Here is a 24,565-nt window from a genome sequence, read left to right on the forward strand (position 1 = left end):
AAACCTGTCGGGTTGGATAACGATAATAAGAACATGCAAATAATTGAACCACTTGAATTTGGAAAATACTATCATATTTACAATAGAGGCATTAACAGTGAAAATATTTTTAAGGAGAACAGAAACCATGAATATTTCTTAACTCTATATACTAAATATATTGATCCAATTGCAGATATGCTCGCGTGGTGTTTGCTTAAAAAGCATTTTCATTTATTGGTTAGGATTAAAACTTTTGACGAGATTACTCAAAATCAAAAAGGGGGCGAAGTCAATAAAACAGTCCCAGTTCATCAATCCTTTGGTAATTTATTTAATGCTTACACAAAAGCAATAAATAAAGGATATAATAGACATGGTGCCTTATTTGAACGACCTTTTAAAAGAAAATTAATTGACAATAACACTTATTTACAATCTGTCATAAAATACATCCATTATAATCCAGTAAATCATGGCTTTTGTGAACACCCTATAGAATACCCATGGAGTTCTTATCTAACTTGTCTTTCTGAAAAACCAACTAAATTAAAACGTGAAAAAGTTATTTCCTTATTTAAAAATATTGAAGAATTAAAAACTTTCCATACTAAAAATGAAAATTTCGATTCGCTGGAAGAGTTTCTTAATTTATAAATAAACCTTTTTAACCGCACAGAAAACCCGACAGGTTTTAAAAACCTGTCGGGTTCAAACATAAATCCATAAAAAAACCGAACTATTTTCTAGTCCGGTTTCATCAATTATATAATACAAAGTTTTATTCAGACAATACAGTATAAGATAAATTGGTAAAAACTCCATTTTTTACGTCAAAAACATCAGGAGTAACTATTTTAGTTTGTAACACTCCTTCTTTTTTTGCTATAAAACTAAAAGTTCCGGAAACCGTTTTTTTCACAGGATCCATGGCTGTAATTGTTAATTTTCCGCTTTGGGCAAAATGCTCTGTATAAGTATTTCCATCAATTAAATAAGTGTTTACAAATAACGCGTCAATATCGTCATTTTCCTCATCAAGAATATAGTCTTTTAATGGCATGGCATCAGCCGTGGTTAAGTCGCTTCCGCATGCTAAAGACAACATTTGAGAGTTATCCTGAATACTAATATCAAAACGTTGCGCTTTTGCACTTTTCACTTTAATTAAGGTAACACTATTAATTTTAGTTGGCTTCCATTCTACTTCATTTATAGTTGCTGAAACCGAGCTATTTTCATCGTTTTCATCACTACTGCAGCTTGTAAACAAAATAGATAATAACAATAATCCTCCAAGAATTTTCTTCATAGTTTTTAGGTTAAGTTTTAGTTTGTTTTTTTCCAAATTAAACACTAAAACTTGTAAAAAAGGTACGGAAAACCTCATTCCTTGTAAATAATTCTAACTAACACTTTACGAGATAGTCTGGGTCATTATTTTGCATAAAAAAACCGGACTATTTCTAGTCCGGTTTTTCATTATTGTTAAAAGAAGAATTATTTTACTTCTTCGAATTCAACGTCTTCAACATTGTCACCTTGCGATTGCTCTTGTTGTGGAGCTGCTTGTTGACCTTGATCACCTTGAGCATACATAGCTTCAGTTGCAGTTTTCCATGCAGCGTTCACATTGTCTAATCCTTTTTGGATAGCCTCAAGATCTTGAGATTGGTGAGCAAATCTTAATTCAGTCAAAGCAAACTCGATAGCAGTTTTGTGATCGTCAGTAAGCTTATCCCCTAACTCTTTCAACTGAGTTTCAGTTTGGAAGATAGTACTGTCAGCTTCATTTATTTTTTCAGCTTTAGCTCTTAAAACTTTATCAGACTCAGCGTTAGCTTCAGCATCTTGTTTCATTCTTTCGATTTCTTCAGAAGTTAATCCAGAAGAAGCTTCGATACGAATATCGTGAGATTTACCAGTTCCTTTATCAGTAGCAGTTACTTTGATGATACCATTAGCATCGATATCAAAAGCAACTTCGATTTGAGGAACCCCTCTTGGTGCTGGCGGAATACCGTCTAAGTGGAAGCGACCGATAGTTTTATTATCTACAGCCATAGCTCTGGCACCTTGAAGAACGTGTAGTTCAACAGATGGTTGAGAATCAGAAGCAGTAGAGAAAACTTGAGATTTTTTAGTTGGGATAGTTGTGTTAGCCTCAATTAATATAGTCATAACACCACCCATAGTTTCGATACCTAAAGATAAAGGCGTAACGTCAAGCAACAATACATCTTTTACATCTCCAGAAAGAACTCCACCTTGAATAGCTGCTCCAATTGCAACAACTTCATCAGGGTTAACTCCTTTAGACGCTTTTTTACCAAAGAATTTTTCAACTTCTTCAACAATTCTTGGGATACGGGTAGAACCACCAACCAAGATAACTTCGTCAATATCAGAAACAGATAAACCTGCATTTTTCAACGCTTTAGCAACTGGTGCCATAGAACGTTTTACTAATGAATCAGTTAATTTTTCAAATTGAGCTCTAGTTAATTTTTTAACTAAGTGTTTTGGTCCAGAAGCTGTAGCAGTTACATAAGGTAAGTTGATTTCAGTTTCTGCAGAAGATGACAATTCAATTTTAGCTTTCTCAGCAGCTTCTTTTATACGTTGCAATGACATTGGATCAAGACGCAAATCGATACCTTCTTCAGCTTTAAATTCGTCAGCTAACCAGTCAATAATTGTATGGTCAAAATCATCTCCTCCTAAGTGAGTGTCTCCATCAGTAGACAATACTTCGAAAACTCCGTCTCCTAATTCAAGAACAGAAATATCAAAAGTACCTCCACCTAAATCGTAAACAGCAATTTTTTGATCCGTTCCTTTTTTATCTAATCCGTAAGCAAGTGCAGCAGCAGTTGGCTCGTTGATGATACGCATAACTTTAAGACCAGCAATTTCACCAGCTTCTTTAGTAGCCTGACGTTGTGCATCGTTAAAGTAAGCAGGAACAGTGATAACCGCTTCAGTAACTGTTTGACCTAAATAGTCTTCAGCAGTTTTTTTCATTTTTTGAAGAGTCATTGCAGACAATTCTTGTGCAGTGTACAAACGACCGTCAATATCCACACGTGGTGTATTGTTATCCCCTTTTACTACTGAATAAGGAACTCTTTTTGCTTCCTCAGTGATTTCAGCAAAAGAATGTCCCATAAAACGTTTGATAGAAGCAATAGTCTTTGTTGGATTAGTTACTGCTTGTCTTTTTGCAGGATCACCTACTTTAATTTCGCCACCTTCAACAAAAGCGATGATAGATGGAGTTGTTCTTTTTCCTTCTGCGTTAGGAATAACAACTGCTTCGTTACCTTCCATTACAGAAACACAAGAGTTCGTCGTACCTAAGTCAATTCCGATTATTTTACCCATTTTTTATATATTTAATTTTGATATACATTTTATAACTCAGGTGGCATAAGTCAATCTTTGTGCCAATATAAAAAACCAAAGTAAATTGTCAGTTTTCATGTCGGCACACTAAAAATCATCTGACAACATGACATTTTTAAAACCTGACAGGAGTGGCATATCAGTATGTTAGGTGTCATTATCAGGAGTTCTTCTTATTTTTTAAGGAGCTATTTCCCGCTTTCGGCTATATCTTTTTTAAGGCAAAGAAAAATTGCCTCAAAAAAGGATACCGCCTCTATCGGGGCTGGGGCACCTATTTTCATTAGAGATTTATGTATGAATAATATTAAAATAATTATATTTAGCCAAACAAAATTCATACTTATATGCCATGATAGAAAAATTAAGACAAGATTTCGCAGAACACCTAAAAAAAAGCAGACGCTCAAAATTAGAAATAGTAGAAAGCCTCCCTTTTCCAATAGAATCCAAAAATGAAATTGGGAGAAAAATTATAAAAGAAATTATCGCTTCTAAAAATAGCGATGACATGGAGTTTTGTCTTTTATTACTTTGGGTAGTAGACGAAGATGATGACTGTATAGATCTGCTTCACGAAATACTATTAGAACCTTGGCATAGAAAATACGATGATATTATTCATAACCTACAATGGAGACAGCACCCATCCAGCGTGCCTACAATTAAAATCGCAATTCAGCAGAAATATCCTTTTCTGGAAGCTTACAGCACCGGAACAGGGCAATTTATAAATCAATGCGGACATGCATTAAAAAGCATTGGAACTGAAGAAGCTATAGAAGCAATAAAAGATTTAGCTGAAAACTCAGAAGATCCTATTGTTAAAGTAGAAATGATTTACAGACTTAGTAAAATATTTCCAACAGATGATCCAGAAGACGAAGAACTCCCTAGATGGTATGACTTTGACTAACTATAATATCATTCGATAAAAAAAAATGGAAAACTACACCATCATCATTTTTATTCTGGCCATTGTAATCGGACTTTCTGCTTTTGCTGACAAATCAAAAATCCCTTATCCCATTCTGTTGGTTATTGTCGGAATCGGAATTGGTTTTATTCCAACAATGGCCGAAATCGAAATCAATCCGGAGATTATCTTTCTAATATTTCTGCCTCCTTTATTGTATGATGCTTCATTTAATATTTCTCCAAAACATTTTAAAACTAATCTTAGTACGATAAGTACATTGGCAATACCGCTCGTTTTTCTAACGACTTTTTGGATTGCCGTAGTTTCCCATTATATGATTCCCGGTATGACCTGGCCGTTATCCTTTGTACTAGGAGCCATACTTTCTGCTACTGATGCCGTGGCCGCCGTGAACGTAACAAAAGGCCTCGCTATACCCGAAAAAACGATCACAATACTAGAAGGCGAAAGTTTAATTAATGATGCTTCAGCATTAGTTGCTTATCGTTTTGCAGTAGCAACCGCTATGGGTTCTGCTTTTATAATCTGGAAAGCAACATTGGAATTTGTGCTCTTATTAGGCGGTGGATTCCTGGTTGGTTTTATAATGGCTAAAATTCTGGCTTTCATCCTTACCAAAGTTCGCAAAAACATAAATGTTACAGTTAGTTTTATGCTTCTCATGCCTTTTGTTACTTACTTAATTGCAGAACATCTACATGTTTCCGGAGTAATTGCAGTGGTCTGCTTAGGTTTGGCTATATCACGTTTCAGTAATAAAATCTTTCCAGAAAGCTTAAAGAACAATTCTAAAAACCTTTGGGACGTCATTATTTTTATTCTAAACGGATTAATTTTTATTCTCATCGGACTTAATTTTCGATACATTTTAAAAGACATTGACGACAATATGATTCTGCCATATATTGGTTATGCCGCTATTATTACTATTGTAGCGTTATTAACGAGAATGGTAAGGGTGTTTTTTCAAAAAGTAAACCTGCAAAAAGCTTTTCAAAAGAATGATAAAAAGAAACGAAAAGTCAGTGAACATGCTTTACTTGATTCCAAAAATAGCTTTATTATCAGCTGGTCCGGAATGCGCGGCATCGTTTCTTTGGCGATTGCTTTAGGTTTGCCAAAATTACTTCCGGACGGAACCCCTTTTCCGGAACGAAATGCAATAGTATTTATTTCTGTTGCTGTTGTGCTTTTAACCATTGTAGGACAAGGACTTTCACTTCCGTGGATTGTCAAAAAATTAAATATAAAAGAGGAAGAAAAATAATTTTTTAAAAAAAATAAAATAATTTGTCCAATTCTGAAAGTTCGATTGTTATTCCATTATAACAACATTTATAAACATTAAATTTAAACAAAATGGAAAATCGAATTAACATTCACGAAAAAGGACAAGAAGCAATCAAAACACTATACCCAATTAACGGGTATTTAAAAAAATCTCCACTAGAGCAATCACTTATCGAATTAGTTCTTTTTAGAGTTTCACAAATCAATAAATGCGCTTACTGCCTTGACATGCATTATAAAGATGCACGACACAAAGGCGAGACAGAACAAAGATTATACGGTTTAAGTGCCTGGAGAGAAACTTCTTATTACACCAATCGCGAAAGAGCTGCATTTGCATGGGCAGAAGCTTTAACAAAATGTGATGTGACAGATTCAGTGTATAACGAAGCAGCAAAAGAATTTTCAGAACAAGAATTAATTGATTTAACTTTAGCAATCGCAAGCATTAATACCTGGAACCGCATTAATCTTGCTTTTCCTAACGAACCCGGAACTTACAAAGTAGGTCAATTTGGTTAATTAAAATAGTTTATTACAGATTTTTCAGTTGATAAATTCTCAATTTGGGAAATCTGTAGTAAAAATTAAAACAAAGTTTTATAACATCAAAAAACAACATCATGAACGAATTTGTATTAATATTTCGCAGAGATTTTAGCACCAAAGAAACGCAACCTTCACCACAGGAATTGCAAGATTCATTAAAATTGTGGCAGGACTGGCTGGGCGGAATTGCAGCGCAGGACAAACTGGCAAAACCTTTGCAACGCTGGGATGGAGCAGGGAAAATTGTAACTACAAATAAAAGCGTCATCAATGGCCCTTATGCCGAGATCAAAGAGTCAATTGGCGGATTAATTATGATAAAAGCAGCAGATTATGATGAAGCTGTAGCTATTGCAAACGGGTGCCCAATATTAGATTTAGGCGGTAATGTCGAAATACGTATGGCTGTTACAGGAACGCACTAATTTTTAAATCAACTTTTATTACTGATCGCACTTTACTAAAATTATGGAGCAAAGTCAGCTTTTACCCAATTTATTCAGAACAGAGTATCGAAAAATAGTTTCGGTGCTCTGTTATTTATTTGGAATCGAAAATATCGAGATTGCCGAAGACATTACAAGTGATACCTTTCTGGCGGCAACCGAAACATGGAGCATAAAAGGAATTCCCGAAAACCCAACGGCCTGGCTCTATACAGTGGCTAAAAACAAAACCAAAAATTACCTGAAACGAAATGCTCTTTTCGAACAAAAGCTTTCTGTTGAGATAAAACATACAGCAAATAAATCAGAAGAAATTGATATTGATTTATCAAACAAAAATATTAATGATAGTCAATTGGCTATGATATTTACCGTTTGTAATCCTGTAAATTCAGGCGAAGCCCAAATTGCACTCGCTTTAAATTTATTGTGCGGATTTGGAATTCAGGAAATATCAGATGCTTTTTTAACCAATAAAGAAGTCATTTACAAAAGAATCAATAGAGCCAAAGAAAAACTCAAAGAAGCCAATATAAAAATTGAACAGCCCACCATTTCTGAAATTAACAATAGATTAGAAACTGTTTTAACAACTTTATATTTATTGTTTTCTGAAGGTTATTATTCGACTTCGCAAAATACCATTCTCCGTAAAGATCTTTGTGCCGAAGCCATGAGATTGACTTTTTTATTAATCGAAAATCCAACAACTAATCTTCCGGCCGTAAACGCATTACTTTCCTTAATGTGTTTTCATAGTTCCAGATTTGATGCCAGAACAAACGAAAATGGCGAAACGATCTTATATCAGGATCAGGATGAATCATTATGGAATCAGGAATTAATTGAAAAAGGACAATTTTATTTAGTACAGGCATCAACCGGAAACAAACTTTCAAAATACCATCTTGAAGCCAGTATAGCCTATTGGCACACGCAGAAAGAAGATACTCCTGAAAAATGGCAAAATATTCTGCAACTTTACAATCATTTGCTCATTTTAGAATATTCGCCTATTGCTGCTTTAAACAGAACTTTTGCTTTAGCCAAAACAAATGGCAAACAGGCAGCTATTATAGAAGCTGAAAAACTAAATCTTACTGAAAATCCTTTTTATTATTCTTTATTAGGAAATCTTTATACCGATATTGACAATACAAAAGCCATTCAAAATTTCGAAAAAGCGCTAAAAATCACTAATTCTCCGGCTGATAAGACAACTATACTTAAAAATATTAGTTTGATTAAATAACGCTGTTTTTTTAGAAGCTAATTTTATATGCACTCATATTATTACAGTTTTATAATTTCTTTTATTTTTTATTTGTAATTTCGATTTTCTAAAAAATGACTGGTACTTTAAAGGCTAAGCTCTGAAAAACAGTCACAATAAAAATTAAATTCCAATAAAATGGCTTCATTTATAAAAGAGATTTCTTTTCGCTGGTCAGATCTTGACCCTAATTTTCACGTTCGTCACAGTGCTTATTACGATTTTGGCGCACAACACCGTATCGAAATCCTGGAAGAACTGGGTTTAACTTTAAGAGTGATGCAAACACAAGGTTTTGGACCAGTTTTATTTAGAGAAGAATGCGTTTTCAGAAAAGAATTAAAACTTTCAGACAAAATATTCGTTCATACCAAAACATCAAAAATGAAAGCTGATGCCTCTCGCTGGTCAATCATTCACGAATTCAGAAGAGAAGATGATACGCTTTGTGCTGTCATTACGGTTGATGGCGCCTGGATGGATACCAAGCTTCGTAAATTAGCTTCTCCAACTCCGGAAATTGCTATTGAGGCTTTAAGCATTTTCCCAAAAAGTGATGACTTTGTCGGACTTTAAAATTGAATCTCATTTGTTTCATAAAAAACCAAAAGCAGCTAAATACTTTTTTAGCTGCTTTGCTTTTTACATAGATTAAAGATATTATTCTGCTACAATCTTAAAATTGCTGTTTAAATTTTCTCCAGAAACATTTAAAATATAAACTCCCGATATATTTTTATTTGCAACACTTACTGCAAAAATTCCATTTCCATTTGAAACAATTTTTTCTTTTAGGATGATTTTCCCACTTATGTCTACCAAAGTCGCTGTCACATCATATAAATTATAATCCTGAATTTGAATAAATATTTGATCTTTTACAGGATTTGGATATATAACCGTAGTACTTTTATTTTGGCTGAATTTATCCGTATCCAAAAACTCCTGAGTAAATAATGCTGCAACTTCAGTAGCATTTAATGGGTAATTAAAGATCTGAAGTTCATCAAATTGCCCCTTATAAGCTGCAGGTGCTGTACCGGAAGACAATTCAATTTCTCCAATATTTCCAATTATTAAATCACTTGTTTCGGCGATACCTGTAACAGCAGTTTCATCAAGTTCTGCTGAAAAAACACCATTTGTATATATTCTCATTTTATGAGCAATTATATCTCTCATAATCACAACATTTACCCATTCTCCTGTAAAATATTTGGCTGCTGCGGTGGTTACTTCTTTTTTAGTGATATCATCATCTATGGCAAAACGCAAAAGACCACCTTTGATCTCTATGTTGTATCTTTTACCAGTTGCACCTGTTGTCGTATTTTTTGTAAACGAGCCTTTACATAAAACATAAATACTCGTCGAAGAAGAGCTTGGCAATAATTCAGGTGCGGCTTTCATCCAGAACGATACTGTAAACGAGTTTCTGTCAAATAATAAATGATCCTGATTTGGAATACTAACCATCGGTGTATTATTGGGTGAAGTTGAAAAATCTATTGCTTTGTTAGCCTTTCCGGTAACTCTTACAGTGGCATTGTCAAAAGCCGGATCTAATACGCCATGATTTGCATAACTTGTTAAATCAGTAATTTGTTCTCCTGCTAGTGGAGCTTCTTTAAATGGCCAATGACCTACAAGAGCCGGTGTCAAGGCACGAAAAGCCCATACATCGCCCGTTGCTGTCCCTTTATCATTTACAGCATCAATTCGCCAGTAGTAATTTATTTCCGGATTTAAACCAGTAACCTGATAAGTTGGGCTTGCTGAGTAAGTAACATCTCCTAATTTGGTTAAGTTTGAAGAAGATGTACCAAAATATACAGCATAAGTTACCGTATTTGAACTCCCACTCCATTTTAAAGTTAAGTTACCACTTGTCAGTTCTGCATTATTAAATCCTGAAGCCGGAACCGGACTACCCGCTTTCGTAGGTGGCAATGGAATAGGTGGCGTAGTTATCGTTGCCGTTTCATATACCGAAGACCCTGTACTATTTATTGCTTTAATACGATAATAATAAAGCGTATTTGCAAGTAAACCTGTATCATTATAACTTGTAGTATTGGCTGCCTGTGTACTAATTACCGTAAAATCTGTACCATTTGCAGAACGCTCAATTATATAGTTGTTTTCATTTGTTGCGCTATCAATCCAGTTAATTGTTAAAGAGCTGGATGGCGGAGTCTCTATTGAAGCTACATTAGTAAAATTTATATTTGATGGTGGAATAATGAAATTTGGCGGGGGTTCATTTGTTAATCCATTAATATATACTTCAATGTTTAGATATGGTGCATGCGATGTACTAAATGTTAAAGCATCGGCACTATTTTTATTTAAGCCATTGGCATCTTCCCAGCTATCTGGCATACCATCACTATCTGTATCTAATGGAGCCGGAGCACCGTAAACATGTCCCGCACCTCCATTAATAAAACCAAACTGTGTCGTTAAATCGGTTTGAACATAAACATATGTGGCTGTTGTTCCTTTAGACTTCAGGTCTGAAATCATTAAATTATCTACCTGATCTCTTCTTGGATAAGAAGCCCCAACGCTGGAAACGATTTCATCAAAGGCGTTTTGAGCAGATAAAGTTGGAGTTTTCATTGGGTAATCATACGGAGTTGACAGAATTGTTGCTGCATCTCCGGTAGGGTATCCGGTTAAATCAGCAGGAACTAAAGTACCATTTAATATTCCATCTTTATTATTATCAAAATAATTCCCAGCGCCATAAAGAGAAAAATTATCGTTTCCTCTATTAAAAGGTGTCGTAATTGAAGTGCTTGTATTTGGGCCTCCAATAAAATAATTATTGATAATATTTACATCAGAACTTCCGGCAGAATCTCCACCCATAATATAAGCATCTCCAGATTCAGTATGTCCATACGTATTACCATAATTCCCCCAATTATAAACAACATTGTTTACAAACTCATTAATACCTTTTATCTTATTATTACGCGTTTTATTACAGATATATAAATTTCCAATTAAACTAATCTTCCCACCCGAAGGCTGAATTAACCCGCCGGCAGAATGATTATGACGATGCATACCCTGACCAATAATAGAATTCTGAATGGTTATATTATCGGGACTTATTCCTTTACTATCCCAGTTAATGGAAAAAACTTCATCTGTACCCCAGGTAAAAGTCATGTGATCAAAAATCATATTGGCTCCATTGGCAAGTCCGGATGCATCCTGATTTTGAACCGTACCACCATAACGAATGCGGAGATATCGCGCTATAGTATTGTTTGATCCTGTAAATGTTACTCGTGGCCCTAGAAATACGATTCCTTCTCCGGTTGCCGTTTGTCCGGCAATAGTAGTATTACTTGCTACAGCAACTTGGGAAAGTAAATTAACAATACCTCCTACCCGAAATATTACAAATCTTCCTTCCTGACTAACGGCATCCCGAAAGGAACCCGGGCCACTGTCATTTAAATTGGTAACTAAATAAATTTGAGGATTTGTGGAGCCTCTTGCGCCTGTAGTGTATCGTCCAAAACCGGTTGCTTCCGGAAACGCTAATGTTTGTGCATTTAAATTACCAAGATGGGCAAATAAGCAACAAATCATAAAAATTTTAAACACATGGTTAAATGTCAAAGTACTTTTTTTCATAATAAACGAGGTTATAGATTGGTTATAACCAATTTACTTATATGAAAACGAGACTCTGTCCTGCCCTATCCTGCATTCAGAGACCTAAATATCAATACATTATATATTTCGGAATAAAACAAAAATGTTTATCTGCTTCAGAAAATTAAAATCAATGAATCAACCATTTTCTTACATTTTATTTAACAAATTAGATAAAAAGAATTACTCAATACATTTAGGTATCTCTAAAATATTTCGCCATTAAAAAATCTGTGTCAATCCGTTTAATCTGTTAAATCCGTGTGCCATTTAGATTACTGAAACTTCAATCCAAAATTTACTTTATCAAAAGTCGTACTGCAGGAAATCGCAAAACGCCCCAGGTTAACAGTACCAAAAATGCCTTCTACCCCATGTCCGGAATAAAATCCACCAGCTGAAAAACGATGAACCTGATATTTTAAAGCAATATCATTTACCCTGCTGCTTAACTGTCCAAAAACAATAACGTTGGGGATAACTTCATAACTTCCAAAAACCTTCGGCACTAGTTTTTTATAGTAATCAAAGCTTTCATCCGTTTCATAATCGACACTTGTCGAATGCAGGTTCTCCAAATTTCCTCCAATATAAGTGTTTTCAGAAAAATGCCAGGAAACACTAAAACCGGTAAAAGTTCCGTCATAACCGCTTCTCGATTCGAGATAACCAATACCAATCGTAGCTCTGAACTTGCCGCAAATTTTCCCAATATAACCAATATAGGTTCGGTCAATTTCCGATTTATCGATTCCGGCACCAAAAATAATATCGTCATCACACATATTAAATGCATACTGAAAATAGGCTGAATATTGATTTTCATTGGCCGCAACAACGCTCCGGCCTTTATCGAGGTCGATGTTTGCAGATATTAATGTAGAGTTTATAACGGCGAAATCAAATGTGTTGATTTCCTGGGCAAATGTGGGGACTGTAAGCAAGAGTAATAGTATTGTTTTTTTCATAATACCAAATTTAGCTGACAAACATTCTTACTCTAATTTACATCTATTTTTCTTGTTAATAAAAGAAGTTCTGCAAATTACCACATTACTCGATTAAGTGTAATATTTTAGCAATCAACTTCTTACATTCAATTAAAATTCCAAATAAATAGTCAAACTATAGAATCATTTTTCATGTAATTTTCTGATAACTTTAAGACTTTAATTTTTGCATTTCAAAATGGTTAACGGTAATTTTATAGTTCTTAATCCTAAATCAGTCTGAAAAATGAAAATTATAAAACTTCTTTTATTGTTTTTTCCTGTTTTCTGTTTTTCTCAAGAAGGAAATATTAAGTCATTAGATATCAACTTAACGAATTATGAATATCCGTTTCCGGTAAAATTTATAGAAATAAGCAATCAACGCCAATCTTTAAAAATGGCCTATATGGATATAATTCCTGAAAAATATAATAAGAAAAATATTGTTTTGCTTCACGGCAAAAACTTCAACGGAGCTTATTGGGAAACTACTATTAGAGCCTTAACTAAAGAAGGTTTCCGTGTTATTGTTCCGGATCAGATTGGTTTTGGGAAATCAACCAAACCAGATAATTTTCAATATACTTTTCAGCAATTAGCCGAGAATACCAAGAAATTATTAGATCATTTAGGAGTTGAAAAAACAACTATTCTTGGGCATTCGATGGGCGGAATGCTCGCATCTAGATTTGCTTTGATGTATCCTGAAACTACTGAAAAATTAGTTTTGGAAAACCCAATTGGTTTAGAAGACTGGAAATTGGTTGTACCTTACAAACCTGTCGACTGGTGGTATGAATCAGAATTAAAACAAAATTATCAGGCTATCAAAAAATACCAAATGGAAAACTATTATGATGGCAAATGGAATGCCGATTTCCAAAAGTGGGCCGAGCTTAGCGCCGGTTGGACTTCAGCTCCGGATTATAATCGCGTTGCATGGAATTCGGCACTCTTATATGATATGATTTTTACACAGCCTGTTGTATACGAATTTAAAAACATAAAAAGCCCGACACTTTTAATCATCGGAACAAGAGATAAAACGGCTTTAGGCAAAAATCTAGTTTCTGAAGAAGTCAAAAAAACAATGGGAAACTATGCCGAATTAGGTAAGAAAACACAAAAAGCGATTCCGAATTCAAAATTAGTCGAAGTACCAAACACAGGACATTTACCTCATATTGAATCTTTCGATCAATTTATAAAACCATTAATTGTATTTTTGAAACAATAATTTATTTTTTTTCGCCACGAATTCACGAATTATATTGAATTAGATTAGTAATAAAATTTGTGAATTCGTGGCGAAAACTTTACTAATCTAAAACTAAAATAATATGTTTACAATAGAACAAATAAAAGAAGCACATGCTAAAGTAAAAAGTGGAGCCGATTTTCCAAATTATATACAGGATCTGATTATTCTGGGCGTGAAAGGTTACGACACCTTTGTAACTGATGGACATACAGAATATTATGGTGTTAATAATTATACCGTTGCCTCTGAAGAAAAGTATGCTATAATAGGAATTTCAACCAATGTAAATAAAGAGTTATTTATTGAATTATTAGTAAAACACCAACATGGCGAAACCGATTATATGACTTTTTGCAATCATTGCGGACAATGCGGAATTGCAAAATGGAGAGTTGATATTATCGAAATGACTTGTACTTATTTTGATCTGGCAGGAAATGAAATATTAATCGAAAAAATTCCAGGCTAGTCTGACAAAAATAGATCTTATGTCTAAAAAATATATTCTGATTGTTCTTTTTTCGATCTGCTTTTTAGGATTCTCACAGTCTAAAAAAGGGAATCCAAAATTTAAGGTGATTGCTTTTTACACAGCAAAAAATGATCAGGCACACATCAGCTTTGTTCACGAAGCTAATACGTGGTTTCCAAAGATCGCTGAAGAAAATCATTTTGAATACGATTCAACCAGCAATTGGGACAATCTGAATGCTAAGTTTTTGTCCCAATATAAAGTCATTTTATTTTTAGACACAAGACCGGAAACACCAAGTCAAAGAGAAACTTTTCAGAAATATATGGAAAACGGCGGTGCTTTCATCGGCTTTCACTTTTCTGCTTTTGCCTTAAACGATTCTTCTTATCCTCAAAACTGGGATTGGTATCACAACACTTTTCTTGGTTCAGGCGAATACGGAAGCAATACCTGGCGACCAACATCGGCAATTTTAAGAGTTGAAAATCAAGATCCGATAACAAAAGGACTTCCTAAAACTTTTTCATCACAACCTAACGAATGGTACCGATGGAGCAACGATTTGATGAAAAATCCGGATATCAAAATTCTATTAGCGATTGATGAAAGCAGTTTTCCGCTCGGCACCGGGCCAAAAGCGCACGAAATTTGGCATAGTGGCTATTATCCTGTTGTTTGGACCAATAAGAAATATAAAATGCTCTACGTCAACATGGGACATAATGATATTGACTACGAACACGGAACGAATAAAACGCTTTCATATACTTTTCAAAATGAGAATCAAAACAAATTAATTCTGAATGCATTGCAATTGTTCGGAAATTCAAAAAAATAAATTATTCAAAAAATGTCAGATAAACTTTCTCCTATACTAAATCCCGAAGAATTAACACAATTACAGCATTCATCTGAAATTGTATTAATTGATGCCAGAGCCGGAGCCACTGCCAAAGAAAACTATAAAAAAGAACATTTAAAAGATGCTCGTTATGTAGATTTAAATCGTGATTTAGCAACTGTTGATAATCCTTCAAATGGTGGCAGGCATCCACTTCCTTCTTTAGAAAAATTCTCTGAGGTCCTTTCTAATCTCGGAATTTCTCCCAAAAGTCACGTTGTCATTTATGATGATAAAAACGGCTCAAACGCTGCAGCACGATTTTGGTGGATGTTGAGAGCAATCGGACATGAAAAAGTTCAGGTTTTAAATGGCGGTTTGCAGGAAGCGATAAATGCTGGTTTTCCTTTAAGCTCAGAACTAGAAGATTTCACTCCAACTGACTATAAAGTTTCAGAGTGGAAATTGGCTGTAGCTGATATTGAAGAGGTTGAAAAGGCCCGAAATAACAGCAAAAACATAGTAATTGATGTTAGGGATAAAAATCGTTTTGATGGTCTCACAGAACCGCTGGATTTGATTGCCGGACATATTCCGGGCGCAATCAATGTTCCGTTTAGTGAAAATCTAAAGGAAGATGGATTTTATAAATCAAATGAAGATTTAAATAAAAAATACACTGCCCTTTTAGGCGATACAAAACCTGAGAATGTAATTGTACATTGCGGTTCGGGTGTTACAGCCTGTCATACCTTATTAGCAATGGATTATGCCGGAATTGAAATTCCGAAACTTTATGTGGGATCCTGGAGCGAGTGGTCGCGAAACGATCGCGAAATGTTTACACGAGAAAAAGAATAATTATTTTTAAAATACAAAAATGCAACATTGGGATATCCTTTTATCAAACTTAGTAAATAAAAAAGCGTTTATAGATCAATTACTTTCCGGCAATGCCAAAGGAGAATTAGCCGTTTTTAACAACCAAAAAGGAATTCTGTTTTCAGACATTGCCATTGAAAAATTCATTGAAAAAGAATATCAATATGATTCGGTAGAAGCTTCTCCGGAATCACACAGACAACTCCGAACTTTTTCATCGGGAGAACGAAAAAAAGAATTTTTAAAATACTGCATCAACCAAAAACCTGGTTTTATCATTTTTGATAATCCTTTTGATCATTTAGATCAGGCTTCACGAGTTGTTTTAGCCGAATCTTTAAAGGATTTAGCTAACATAATTGCGATCATTCAAATTGTAAATCGTGTTGTTGATGTGCTTCAATTTGTTCCTAATAAAGCACAAATTATAGACAATTCATTTGAATTACATCCCATTCCAAAAGTAGAAGACCATCATTTTAAAACCTTAAATACAGCTGCGATTCCAAAAGCGATTGAACCGCATTCTTTCCATGAAAGCGTATTAATCAAAATGGAAAATGTCTCTGTAAGTTACGATGACAGAAAAATTGTAGACAACATTTCATGGACGATAAAACAAGGTGAGTTCTGGCAGTTAATTGGTCCAAATGGTTCTGGAAAAAGCACGATTTTATCTTTAATTACCGGAGATAATCCAAAAGGATTTGGTCAGAATTTATTTTTATTCGGAAGAAAAAAAGGAACCGGAGAAAGCGTTTGGGACATCAAAAAACAAATCGGAATCTTCACCACTTCAATGACCGATTTATTCCAGAAAGGCCACACTTTAGAAGAAATGATTCTTTCCGGTTTCTTCGACTCCATCGGACTTTATATTGAGCCAACCACGCATCAAAAACAAATTGTTTCGCAATGGCTTGAGGTAATCGAAATGACGCATTTAAGAAAAAAACGTTTCATTGATCTTTCTATCGGTCAGCAAAGAGTCGGATTAATTGTTCGTGCCGTTTTAAAACATCCGCCTTTATTGATTCTGGATGAACCTGTAGAAGGTCTGGACGACGAAAATGTAGATATGGTAATCCAGTTGATCAATACAATAAAACAAGAAACAAACGTGAGTATTTTATATGTGTCGCACCGAATCGAATCCGGCCTCGCTCCTACTTCTGTTTTTGAATTATTACCAATGGAAACAGGATCGATTGGTAAAATAAAATATCATTCGGAATTGAACTAAAAACGATGAAAATTAAATCAATAGCTATATTAATAATAGTATTATTAACTATTTCGTGTTCTACGACAATTTCGACAGCAAATAAAGCATACAAAATCTCCAAAATTTCTAAATTCAAATCAGATTGGGATTTTAATCCAAAAGAGTGGTTGTTGCAAAAGGATACCTTAATCGGAACAGGAGGATCAATGCATTGGGGCGTTATAGAAAGTAAAAAGGAGCTTCCTGAAAATTATGAAATCGATTTTAAAGTCAACATGACCAAAGAATCTTTGTTTGAGATAATGCTAAACATTGATAAAGAGCAATACATCAGAACGTATCTCTATAAAATCGATCAAAATATCGTGATAGGAAAAGGGTCTTACAATAAAAACAGTGATGAATATGGCAAACGCGGCGGCCCGACTTTATTCAAAAAACCAATGAAGTTAGAAAATAACAAATGGTATTCGGTTAAAATTAGAGTCGCCAATAAGCAACTGTATTTTTCAGTTAATAATGAAACTTTCTTAGAATGTTCCATCGAAAAAAGCAAGCTGAGCCAACAAGGAAAACTAGGTTTCTTAACCAACGGCGAAGCCAAAATAATAGATTTGACCATTAAAACGATTGAATAAATAATAAGTAAAACACAAATTCCACTAATTTACACAGATTAATTTCGTGTAAATTAGTGGAATTTGTGTTTAAGAAATTATCTAATTTTCTAATTGACAAATTATCTAATTAATTTTCCTCGTCTTCAATACTATGTGTCTTTCCATAATTACGCCATTTCTCAATACAATCCTGAAAATCCTGAGGTAACTCTGTATCAAAACGCATCATTTCGCCTGTATTCGGGTGTACAAAACCAAGTGTTTTTGCATGCAAAGCCTGACGTGGCAACGCTTTGAAACAATTTTCAATAAACTGTTTGTATTTGGTAAACGTAGTTCCTTTCAAAATCAAATGACCTCCGTAACGTTCGTCATTAAACAACGGATGTCCAATATGTTTCATGTGTGCACGAATCTGGTGTGTTCTTCCGGTTTCTAATCTGCACGAAATCAAAGTTACGTAACCAAAACGCTCCAAAACTTTATAATGTGTAATCGCAGGTTTCCCTATTTCAGGATCAGCAAAAACAGCCATTTGCATACGGTCTTTTAAGTGCCTCGCAAGATTTCCTTCAATCGTTCCTTCCTCTTCGGCTACATTCCCCCAAACAAGGGCAATATATTCACGTTCAGATGTTTTAGCTTCAAATTGTTTAGCCAAATGGGTCATGGCCGCTTCCGTTTTGGCAACAACCAAAAGTCCGGATGTATCTTTGTCAATTCGGTGTACCAATCCCGGACGTTCACTGCTGTTCATTGGCAAATTATCAAAATGATGCGCCAAAGCATTTACCAAAGTTCCGGTATAATTTCCATGACCCGGATGCACCACCATTCCCGGCTCTTTGTTAATCAACAACAAAGCATCATCTTCATAAACAATATTCAACGGAAGATCTTCCGGAAGAATATGGTTTTCAAACGGCGGATGCGATAACATAACAGTTACAACATCAAACGGTTTTACTTTATAATTTGATTTTACCGGAATATCATTTACAAAAATGTTTCCTTCAGTTGCGGCGTTCTGAATCTTATTTCGTGTCGCATTCTGAATCAAATTCATTAAATATTTGTCAATACGCAAAAACGCCTGACCTTTAGGGACTTCAAATCTAAAATGTTCGAATAATTCGTCTTCCAGATCTAAATTTTCAATAGTATTATTCATCTTTTGGGGTTTCTGTCGCCGGCACTGCTAAACTATCTGTTGCCTGACTGTCATCTACATACGTTGCTTTTCCGTCTCCTAAAACCAAGTCGATTTTAGAAGCTTTCAGCACACGGTCTCCTACTTTTAAGTTTCTTCCTTTATAACGCATCTCCAGAACCATGTCTTTTCCAAGGTTCGGAATATAAGTAATTGTTCCTGCTTCAAGCCCTAGTGCTTTCAAAGTCGGAACCGCTTCACGATACGTTTTCTCAATTAAATCAGGGATTTTAACAGATGAAAATCCTGAAGAATTAATTTTAATATATATTTTTCTTCCCACTTTTACTTTCGTTCCCGGCAATGGATCTTGCTCAACAACACTGTATTTTGGGAATTGACTTCTATAATCAACACTATCCAAAAGCACGTAATCTAAATCTAATTCGTCCAATTTCTCTTCAACTTGTTCTTCAGTCAATTTTGCTAAATTCGGTACCTCAATTTCATGTCCGTGATCAGTCGTAAAAGTCAACCAATGCATAAACAAATAACCTAAAACAGCAATAATAGCAAACGCTATTAAAATTTGCACGAAAAAAACCCGGCTTGTTAAATACTGACGTAAACTCATAAATTTATTTTTATTAGTCGCAAAGATAAAGCTATTTCGTTTCAAAAAAAATGATAATTTTGTTTTAGACAAGAAAGTATCAAATTGGCATCCCTATTGAAAATGTAGATTTTTGGAATTTGGAATTTCAAAAATTGGAATTTCAATTATTAGGAGCTATTTCTCGCTTTCGGCTATATCTTTTTATCGGCGATGAAAAATCGCCTCAAAAAAGGATACCGCCTCTATCGGGGCTAGGGCACTCTCTTTCAAAAGAAGATCCCGACTAAACAATTAAACAATAAAAACAACATTTCGATTAAACAAATAAACAGTAAAACATGAAAAATATTGCCATTATCATGGGCGGGTATTCAAGCGAATATAAAATTTCTCTAATCTCAGGAAACGTCGTTCATCAATATCTTGACAAAACAAAATACAACGGATTCCGTATTCATATTTTTAAAGAAAAATGGGTTTATGTAGATGAAAACAACGCCGAATACGCTATTGATAAAAATGATTTTTCTGTTACTGTAAACGATCAAAAAATCACTTTTGACTGTGTTTTCAACGCCATTCACGGAACTCCGGGCGAAGACGGATTAATGCAGGCTTATTTCGAATTATTAGGAATTCCACAATCTTCCTGCGATTATTACCAATCGGCATTAACTTTCAATAAACGTGATTTATTATCGGTTTTAAAACCATACGGAATCAAAACGGCAATTTCATATTATTTAAACAAAGGTGACGCAATCAATACGGCAGAAATCGTTAAAAAAGTAGGTTTGCCATGCTTCGTAAAACCAAATAAAGCCGGTTCAAGTTTCGGAATTTCAAAAGTAAAATCAGAAGCCGAATTGCCAATCGCCATTGAAGTTGCCTATAAAGAAGATAACGAAATCATTATCGAAAGTTTTCTTGACGGAACAGAAGTTTCTGTCGGCGTAATTAATTACAAAGGAGAAATTAAAGTATTGCCAATTACCGAAATTGTTTCTGATAATGATTTCTTCGATTATGAAGCGAAATACGAAGGAAAGTCACAGGAAATTACACCAGCCAGAATTTCGGACGAATTGACACAAAAAGTGGGGGAAACTGCAAAACGTGCCTATGAAGTCTTAAAAATGAAAGGTTTCTCAAGAAGCGAATTCATCATCGTAAACAACGAACCCTACATGCTTGAAATGAATACAATTCCTGGTTTAACCACCGAAAGTTTGATTCCACAACAAGCAAAAGCAGCCGGAATTTCACTTGAAGATTTATTCACCAATGCAATAGAGCTAGCACTTTTATAAGCTACTAAGACACTAAGGTTCTGAGGTTCTAAGACTTCAGAACCTTAATTTTTTAAGTACAAAAGTATTGTCAGACTGAGCGAAGTCGAAGTCTCGCAAAGTGAGTAACCGACAGATATTTCCTTCCTTGAAATGGAAAAAACCTTAGAATCTTAGTATCTCAGAACCTTAGCACCTCAAAAAAATGAAACAAATCTTCGAATGGAATAGATTATTTTACAATGACTTACCGGCAAATTTTGCCTTAGAAGTTGTATTTCGTTCCACTGTCATGTTCATCATTTTATTGCTGACATTAAAATTAGCAGGGAAAAGAGGTGTAAAACAATTATCCATTTTTGAAACTGTGATTATCATAGCTTTAGGCTCTGCGGCCGGAGATCCTATGTTTTATGAAGATGTGGGTATTTTACCTGCAGCAATTGTATTTTTAGTAATAATTATTCTTTATCGTTCTGTAACCTGGTTGACAGGAAAAAGCAAAAAATTTGAAGAATTTATTGAAGGTAAAACCGAATGTCTTATTCAGGATGGTAAATTTTCTATAGCGACTTTTAAAAAAGAAAGTTTAGCACAAGACGAATTTTTCTCAGAACTTCGAATAAGATCAATTGAACATTTGGGTCAGGTAAAACATGCGTTTCTGGAAACAAGCGGAGAAGTTAGCGTATTTTTTTACGAAGATAAAGATGTAAAGTACGGCTTACCTATTTTACCTGCCTTATTTAACGACAAAAGCAAACAAATCATAACTGATGGTATTCATGCCTGCACTTTTTGCGGTCATACCGAAGAACAAAAAGAAGGAACTGCAAAATGCAAAGTTTGTCAAAAAGACGAATGGGTTCCGGCTATAAAAACATTGAGAATAACATAAAAAAAAATCCAAATTCCAATAACAAAATAAAAGCCTTTGTGCCTTTGCACCTTTGTAGCTTTGAACCTTAAAAGAAAAAAAATGCGAAAAGCCATATTCCCGGGATCATTTGACCCTATTACACTCGGTCATGAAGATATTATCAAAAGAGGAATTTCTCTTTTTGACGAAATTGTAATTGCCATTGGTGTCAATGCTGAAAAAAAATACATGTTTTCACTTGAAGAAAGAAAACGTTTTATCGAAGAAACTTTCAAAGATGAGCCGAAAATTTCGGTTATCACTTACGAAGGATTGACAATAGATTTGGCACACAAGGAAAAAGCGCATTTCATATTAAGAGGTTTGCGCAACCCAGCTGATTTCGAATTCGAAAAAGCCATCGCCCACACCAACAGACGCCTTTCTAAAATTGAAACAGTTTTTTTATTAACTGCAGCAAAAACTTCTTATATAAGTTCAAGTATTGTTCGTGATGTATTACGTAATGGCGGTGAATATGAAATGCTGGTTCCTGATGCGGTTCGAGTGAAGAAGTAATTTAATAACATAAATTTGGAAAAGTAACCTATATCTCTATTTTTGCATAACTAACCAAAAAACTAAATATGATATTTTATTACGGAACCAAAGCTACCAATCTAAAAAATGGACAAATAATTAATGTAGATTGTCCAAATTGCAACACAAATGTGTCAATGATTTACAGTGTATTTGGAAAATATGCACACCTGTATTTGATACCTTTTTTTCCAATCAAAAAATTAACTTTTGCTGAATGTAAGTCTTGCAAAAAAACATTCGAACAAGTAGAATTGCCATCACTAATTCAGCAAAAATTAGAAAGAGAAAAAGAAAAAAACAAAGCGAAGACACCTATCTGGATGTTTTCAGGATTGTTTGTAATTGCTGCTATTATTGGAATGGCTTTCTACAGTTCACACCAAACTGACTTAGATACAGCAACTTTTATTAAAGATCCAAAAGTCGGAGATATCTATTTTCTAAATTCAGTCGCTGAAGGACATTACACAACTATAAAAATTGATAAAGTTTCAAAAGATAGTCTGATTATTTTCTTAAATGAAATGGAAATAGATTTAAAAACAGATGTCTATAAGATTGATTTAGCCGAAAATTATAAAAAAACATATAGCATTTCCAGAAAAAACATGCTAAATCTTTATAATGAAAAGAAAATTTTTGAAGTAAAACGAGACAAATAAACTTAATCATCAGGGTATAATTTGCAAAAGGTAGTATTTAACGGTACTTTCGGCAAAAAAATAAAATATAATGAGTATCGAAAGAGAATTGAACAAACGAAGCGGATCTAAATGTGAACTTTGTGGAGCAGAAGAAAACTTAAAAGTATATCAGGTATTGCCAACTAAAAAAGGCGGACTTGACGAAAGTATATTAGCTTGTAATACTTGTATTGACCAGATTGAAAATCCGGATAATGTAGATCTAAATCACTGGAGATGTCTAAACGATAGTATGTGGAACGAGAATATTGCCGTGCAAGTGGTTGCGTGGAGAATGTTAAACCGTATGTGCGCTGCAGGATGGCCTCAGGAACTATTAGACATGATGTATTTAGACGAAGATACGTTGGCGTGGGCGCAAGCAACAGGAGAAGGTGAAGACGATGAAAACAAACTGATTCACCGTGACAGCAACGGAGTCATTTTAGAACATGGAGATTCTGTAGTTTTAATTAAAGATTTGAAAGTAAAAGGTTCAAGTATGGTTGCCAAACAGGGAACAGCTGTTAGAAACATCCGCTTAGACCATGAAAATGCCGAATACATCGAAGGAAAAGTAGATGGTCAGCAAATTGTGATTATCACACAGTACGTGAAGAAAATTTAATCTTTGAAGATTCAAAGGTACAGAGCAACAAAGGTTCAAAGGTTTTGCCTCATAACTTTTTGCCCTTAACCCATAACTTTTTAAGCATAAAAAAAGCTGTTCGATCGAACAGCTTTTTTTATGCTTAAGGGAAATTATTTTTGAAATAATTTACTAATCTGATCTTTTACGAACGGCTCAGAAACACTACTTGTTGCTGAAGAAGCTTCTTTGCTTGAAACCATAAACTGAACTGTAGCTTTTTCAGGAATAACACTTCCTGTGTAATGCAACCAAATATAATTGTTTGGCAATTCTAATTTGATATCGTATAATGGATTTGCACCAAAACCATTCATGATAATACTGTAAAGACTTGCGTAATCGTTATTAACGTTTTTAAACGTAAATTTTCTCAAAGTTGAACCTTCTTCATCATCGTTTTGAATACTCGTGTAATATACTGTGTATTCATCTCCAATTTTCTGAATGTAGTTGTTATTTACTTTTCCTAACTTCTCAACCGGAACAGTTTCAAGAACTTTAATTTGTGCAAAAGAGACAACACTCAACAATAAAACGGCAATCGTAATAATTCTTTTCATAATTAATTTGGGGTTTATTATTTACTAGCACAATAAACGCAGAAATTATGATAAAATAAAGCGTTACCGGTTAATTTATTAACAAAAGATTAAGATTGTTGTTTGAAATTGGTTTAACACGAGTACAATAACAAATTAAAATATTGAAAATCAACAAACTAACGCACACACAATCGTCTAAAAGAGCAAAGAAAACTCTTTAAAATCTTGATTTTAAAGGCATCGAAAAGTTAAAAAAAAGAAAAAATTTTACTACAAAAATCACTAAAAATGGGTGATTAGGTTCTGAAATTTATATCA

The 24,565-nt window shown here is 34.3% G+C and carries 25 protein-coding genes; 18 read left to right on the plus strand and 7 right to left on the minus strand.

Going from position 1 to position 24,565, the window contains the following annotated elements:
- Positions 1-12: 12 nt before the first annotated feature.
- Positions 13-636 carry a hypothetical protein gene (locus ASC72_RS01325; RefSeq protein ID WP_241775589.1) on the plus strand — a complete coding sequence of 208 codons (624 nt, stop codon included), beginning with the start codon at positions 13-15 and terminating at the stop codon, positions 634-636.
- A gap of 124 nt (positions 637-760) precedes the next feature.
- On the opposite strand, the gene ASC72_RS01330 is transcribed toward ASC72_RS01325, so the two are convergent.
- Positions 761-1,291 (minus strand): DUF6252 family protein, encoded by a 531-nt coding sequence (locus ASC72_RS01330; protein WP_131725768.1) that lies wholly within the window; start codon positions 1,289-1,291, stop codon positions 761-763.
- A gap of 188 nt (positions 1,292-1,479) precedes the next feature.
- Positions 1,480-3,363 (minus strand): molecular chaperone DnaK, encoded by a 1,884-nt coding sequence (gene dnaK, locus ASC72_RS01335; RefSeq protein WP_056185535.1) that lies wholly within the window; start codon positions 3,361-3,363, stop codon positions 1,480-1,482.
- A gap of 373 nt (positions 3,364-3,736) precedes the next feature.
- Between dnaK and ASC72_RS01340 the strand changes: the two genes are divergently transcribed.
- The 6 genes from ASC72_RS01340 (at position 3,737) to ASC72_RS01365 (ending at position 8,458) form a co-directional block, all read left to right on the plus strand.
- Positions 3,737-4,300 (plus strand): hypothetical protein, encoded by a 564-nt coding sequence (locus ASC72_RS01340; RefSeq protein ID WP_056185538.1) that lies wholly within the window; start codon positions 3,737-3,739, stop codon positions 4,298-4,300.
- A gap of 25 nt (positions 4,301-4,325) precedes the next feature.
- Positions 4,326-5,591 carry a Na+/H+ antiporter gene (locus tag ASC72_RS01345; protein WP_056185540.1) on the plus strand — a complete coding sequence of 422 codons (1,266 nt, stop codon included), beginning with the start codon at positions 4,326-4,328 and terminating at the stop codon, positions 5,589-5,591.
- 92 nt (positions 5,592-5,683) lie between these two features.
- Positions 5,684-6,136: a carboxymuconolactone decarboxylase family protein gene (locus ASC72_RS01350; RefSeq protein WP_056185544.1), complete on the plus strand. Its 453-nt coding sequence runs from the start codon at positions 5,684-5,686 to the stop codon at positions 6,134-6,136.
- Between the two features lie 101 nt (positions 6,137-6,237).
- Positions 6,238-6,588: a YciI family protein gene (locus tag ASC72_RS01355; protein WP_056185548.1), complete on the plus strand. Its 351-nt coding sequence runs from the start codon at positions 6,238-6,240 to the stop codon at positions 6,586-6,588.
- A gap of 43 nt (positions 6,589-6,631) precedes the next feature.
- Positions 6,632-7,861 carry an RNA polymerase sigma factor gene (locus ASC72_RS01360; RefSeq protein ID WP_056185551.1) on the plus strand — a complete coding sequence of 410 codons (1,230 nt, stop codon included), beginning with the start codon at positions 6,632-6,634 and terminating at the stop codon, positions 7,859-7,861.
- 159 nt (positions 7,862-8,020) lie between these two features.
- Entirely contained in the window at positions 8,021-8,458 is a 438-nt protein-coding gene (locus ASC72_RS01365) for a thioesterase family protein (RefSeq protein WP_056185554.1), read from the plus strand.
- 84 nt (positions 8,459-8,542) lie between these two features.
- On the opposite strand, the gene ASC72_RS01370 is transcribed toward ASC72_RS01365, so the two are convergent.
- Positions 8,543-11,536 (minus strand): LamG-like jellyroll fold domain-containing protein, encoded by a 2,994-nt coding sequence (locus ASC72_RS01370; RefSeq protein ID WP_056185557.1) that lies wholly within the window; start codon positions 11,534-11,536, stop codon positions 8,543-8,545.
- A 296-nt stretch (positions 11,537-11,832) separates the two neighbouring features.
- Positions 11,833-12,525 carry a hypothetical protein gene (locus ASC72_RS01375; RefSeq protein WP_056185559.1) on the minus strand — a complete coding sequence of 231 codons (693 nt, stop codon included), beginning with the start codon at positions 12,523-12,525 and terminating at the stop codon, positions 11,833-11,835.
- A gap of 268 nt (positions 12,526-12,793) precedes the next feature.
- Here ASC72_RS01375 and ASC72_RS01380 point away from each other — a divergent pair, with 268 nt between their 5' ends.
- From ASC72_RS01380 to ASC72_RS01405, 6 genes are all read left to right on the plus strand, one after another.
- A complete protein-coding gene (locus ASC72_RS01380) occupies positions 12,794-13,786 on the plus strand; it encodes an alpha/beta fold hydrolase (protein WP_056185563.1) in 993 nt (330 codons plus the stop codon).
- Between the two features lie 103 nt (positions 13,787-13,889).
- The gene (locus ASC72_RS01385) at positions 13,890-14,279 is read left to right on the plus strand and encodes a DUF1398 domain-containing protein (RefSeq protein WP_056185566.1); all 390 of its coding nucleotides are present in this window, start codon (positions 13,890-13,892) and stop codon (positions 14,277-14,279) included.
- A 19-nt stretch (positions 14,280-14,298) separates the two neighbouring features.
- Positions 14,299-15,123, plus strand: coding sequence for a ThuA domain-containing protein (locus tag ASC72_RS01390; RefSeq protein ID WP_056185571.1), 825 nt, complete (start codon positions 14,299-14,301; stop codon positions 15,121-15,123).
- A gap of 12 nt (positions 15,124-15,135) precedes the next feature.
- A complete protein-coding gene (locus ASC72_RS01395; protein ID WP_056185576.1) occupies positions 15,136-15,987 on the plus strand; it encodes a sulfurtransferase in 852 nt (283 codons plus the stop codon).
- A 19-nt stretch (positions 15,988-16,006) separates the two neighbouring features.
- Positions 16,007-17,251 carry an ATP-binding cassette domain-containing protein gene (locus ASC72_RS01400; protein ID WP_056185580.1) on the plus strand — a complete coding sequence of 415 codons (1,245 nt, stop codon included), beginning with the start codon at positions 16,007-16,009 and terminating at the stop codon, positions 17,249-17,251.
- A gap of 5 nt (positions 17,252-17,256) precedes the next feature.
- Positions 17,257-17,871 carry a hypothetical protein gene (locus ASC72_RS01405; RefSeq protein ID WP_056185582.1) on the plus strand — a complete coding sequence of 205 codons (615 nt, stop codon included), beginning with the start codon at positions 17,257-17,259 and terminating at the stop codon, positions 17,869-17,871.
- A gap of 109 nt (positions 17,872-17,980) precedes the next feature.
- Here the strand turns inward: ASC72_RS01405 and ASC72_RS01410 are convergent, their stop codons facing one another.
- Both ASC72_RS01410 and ASC72_RS01415 read right to left on the minus strand, forming a co-directional pair.
- On the minus strand, positions 17,981-19,024 hold the full coding sequence (locus ASC72_RS01410) for an RluA family pseudouridine synthase (protein WP_056185585.1): 1,044 nt from the start codon (positions 19,022-19,024) through the stop codon (positions 17,981-17,983).
- Positions 19,017-19,637: a PASTA domain-containing protein gene (locus tag ASC72_RS01415; RefSeq protein WP_056185588.1), complete on the minus strand. Its 621-nt coding sequence runs from the start codon at positions 19,635-19,637 to the stop codon at positions 19,017-19,019. The genes ASC72_RS01410 and ASC72_RS01415 overlap by 8 nt, the downstream gene beginning before the upstream one ends.
- Before the next feature lie 320 nt (positions 19,638-19,957).
- Here ASC72_RS01415 and ASC72_RS01420 point away from each other — a divergent pair, with 320 nt between their 5' ends.
- The 5 genes from ASC72_RS01420 to ASC72_RS01440 all read left to right on the plus strand — a co-directional run bounded on the left by ASC72_RS01420 (position 19,958) and on the right by ASC72_RS01440 (position 23,681).
- Positions 19,958-20,929, plus strand: a complete 972-nt coding sequence (locus ASC72_RS01420; protein WP_056185591.1) for a D-alanine--D-alanine ligase — start codon at positions 19,958-19,960, stop codon at positions 20,927-20,929.
- 184 nt (positions 20,930-21,113) lie between these two features.
- A complete protein-coding gene (locus ASC72_RS01425) occupies positions 21,114-21,806 on the plus strand; it encodes a DUF421 domain-containing protein (protein WP_056185593.1) in 693 nt (230 codons plus the stop codon).
- 81 nt (positions 21,807-21,887) lie between these two features.
- Positions 21,888-22,346 (plus strand): pantetheine-phosphate adenylyltransferase, encoded by a 459-nt coding sequence (gene coaD, locus ASC72_RS01430; protein WP_056185597.1) that lies wholly within the window; start codon positions 21,888-21,890, stop codon positions 22,344-22,346.
- A 68-nt stretch (positions 22,347-22,414) separates the two neighbouring features.
- On the plus strand, positions 22,415-23,032 hold the full coding sequence (locus tag ASC72_RS01435) for a zinc-ribbon domain-containing protein (protein WP_056185600.1): 618 nt from the start codon (positions 22,415-22,417) through the stop codon (positions 23,030-23,032).
- A 70-nt stretch (positions 23,033-23,102) separates the two neighbouring features.
- On the plus strand, positions 23,103-23,681 hold the full coding sequence (locus ASC72_RS01440; RefSeq protein WP_056185604.1) for an alkylphosphonate utilization protein: 579 nt from the start codon (positions 23,103-23,105) through the stop codon (positions 23,679-23,681).
- 134 nt (positions 23,682-23,815) lie between these two features.
- Here the strand turns inward: ASC72_RS01440 and ASC72_RS01445 are convergent, their stop codons facing one another.
- The gene (locus ASC72_RS01445; protein WP_056185607.1) at positions 23,816-24,265 is read right to left on the minus strand and encodes a hypothetical protein; all 450 of its coding nucleotides are present in this window, start codon (positions 24,263-24,265) and stop codon (positions 23,816-23,818) included.
- Positions 24,266-24,565 lie beyond the last annotated feature (300 nt).

It is taken from the genome of Flavobacterium sp. Root420 (genome assembly GCF_001427905.1).
GTDB lineage: Bacteria > Bacteroidota > Bacteroidia > Flavobacteriales > Flavobacteriaceae > Flavobacterium.

Excerpts from the sequence above, each read along its gene's own strand:
- ASC72_RS01420 (WP_056185591.1), top strand. The coding sequence starts at position 19,958 with ATGAAAAATATTGCCATTATCATGGGCGGGTATTCAAGCGAATATAAA.
- ASC72_RS01385 (WP_056185566.1), top strand. The coding sequence starts at position 13,890 with ATGTTTACAATAGAACAAATAAAAGAAGCACATGCTAAAGTAAAAAGT.
- ASC72_RS01425 (WP_056185593.1), top strand. The coding sequence starts at position 21,114 with ATGAAACAAATCTTCGAATGGAATAGATTATTTTACAATGACTTACCG.
- ASC72_RS01375 (WP_056185559.1), bottom strand. The coding sequence starts at position 12,525 with ATGAAAAAAACAATACTATTACTCTTGCTTACAGTCCCCACATTTGCC.
- ASC72_RS01365 (WP_056185554.1), top strand. The coding sequence starts at position 8,021 with ATGGCTTCATTTATAAAAGAGATTTCTTTTCGCTGGTCAGATCTTGAC.
- ASC72_RS01405 (WP_056185582.1), top strand. The coding sequence starts at position 17,257 with ATGAAAATTAAATCAATAGCTATATTAATAATAGTATTATTAACTATT.
- ASC72_RS01370 (WP_056185557.1), bottom strand. The coding sequence starts at position 11,536 with ATGAAAAAAAGTACTTTGACATTTAACCATGTGTTTAAAATTTTTATG.
- ASC72_RS01350 (WP_056185544.1), top strand. The coding sequence starts at position 5,684 with ATGGAAAATCGAATTAACATTCACGAAAAAGGACAAGAAGCAATCAAA.
- ASC72_RS01340 (WP_056185538.1), top strand. The coding sequence starts at position 3,737 with ATGATAGAAAAATTAAGACAAGATTTCGCAGAACACCTAAAAAAAAGC.
- ASC72_RS01445 (WP_056185607.1), bottom strand. The coding sequence starts at position 24,265 with ATGAAAAGAATTATTACGATTGCCGTTTTATTGTTGAGTGTTGTCTCT.
- ASC72_RS01410 (WP_056185585.1), bottom strand. The coding sequence starts at position 19,024 with ATGAATAATACTATTGAAAATTTAGATCTGGAAGACGAATTATTCGAA.
- ASC72_RS01345 (WP_056185540.1), top strand. The coding sequence starts at position 4,326 with ATGGAAAACTACACCATCATCATTTTTATTCTGGCCATTGTAATCGGA.
- ASC72_RS01440 (WP_056185604.1), top strand. The coding sequence starts at position 23,103 with ATGAGTATCGAAAGAGAATTGAACAAACGAAGCGGATCTAAATGTGAA.
- ASC72_RS01400 (WP_056185580.1), top strand. The coding sequence starts at position 16,007 with ATGCAACATTGGGATATCCTTTTATCAAACTTAGTAAATAAAAAAGCG.
- ASC72_RS01355 (WP_056185548.1), top strand. The coding sequence starts at position 6,238 with ATGAACGAATTTGTATTAATATTTCGCAGAGATTTTAGCACCAAAGAA.
- ASC72_RS01395 (WP_056185576.1), top strand. The coding sequence starts at position 15,136 with ATGTCAGATAAACTTTCTCCTATACTAAATCCCGAAGAATTAACACAA.
- ASC72_RS01390 (WP_056185571.1), top strand. The coding sequence starts at position 14,299 with ATGTCTAAAAAATATATTCTGATTGTTCTTTTTTCGATCTGCTTTTTA.
- ASC72_RS01360 (WP_056185551.1), top strand. The coding sequence starts at position 6,632 with ATGGAGCAAAGTCAGCTTTTACCCAATTTATTCAGAACAGAGTATCGA.
- ASC72_RS01380 (WP_056185563.1), top strand. The coding sequence starts at position 12,794 with ATGAAAATTATAAAACTTCTTTTATTGTTTTTTCCTGTTTTCTGTTTT.
- ASC72_RS01415 (WP_056185588.1), bottom strand. The coding sequence starts at position 19,637 with ATGAGTTTACGTCAGTATTTAACAAGCCGGGTTTTTTTCGTGCAAATT.
- dnaK (WP_056185535.1), bottom strand. The coding sequence starts at position 3,363 with ATGGGTAAAATAATCGGAATTGACTTAGGTACGACGAACTCTTGTGTT.
- ASC72_RS01435 (WP_056185600.1), top strand. The coding sequence starts at position 22,415 with ATGATATTTTATTACGGAACCAAAGCTACCAATCTAAAAAATGGACAA.
- coaD (WP_056185597.1), top strand. The coding sequence starts at position 21,888 with ATGCGAAAAGCCATATTCCCGGGATCATTTGACCCTATTACACTCGGT.
- ASC72_RS01330 (WP_131725768.1), bottom strand. The coding sequence starts at position 1,291 with ATGAAGAAAATTCTTGGAGGATTATTGTTATTATCTATTTTGTTTACA.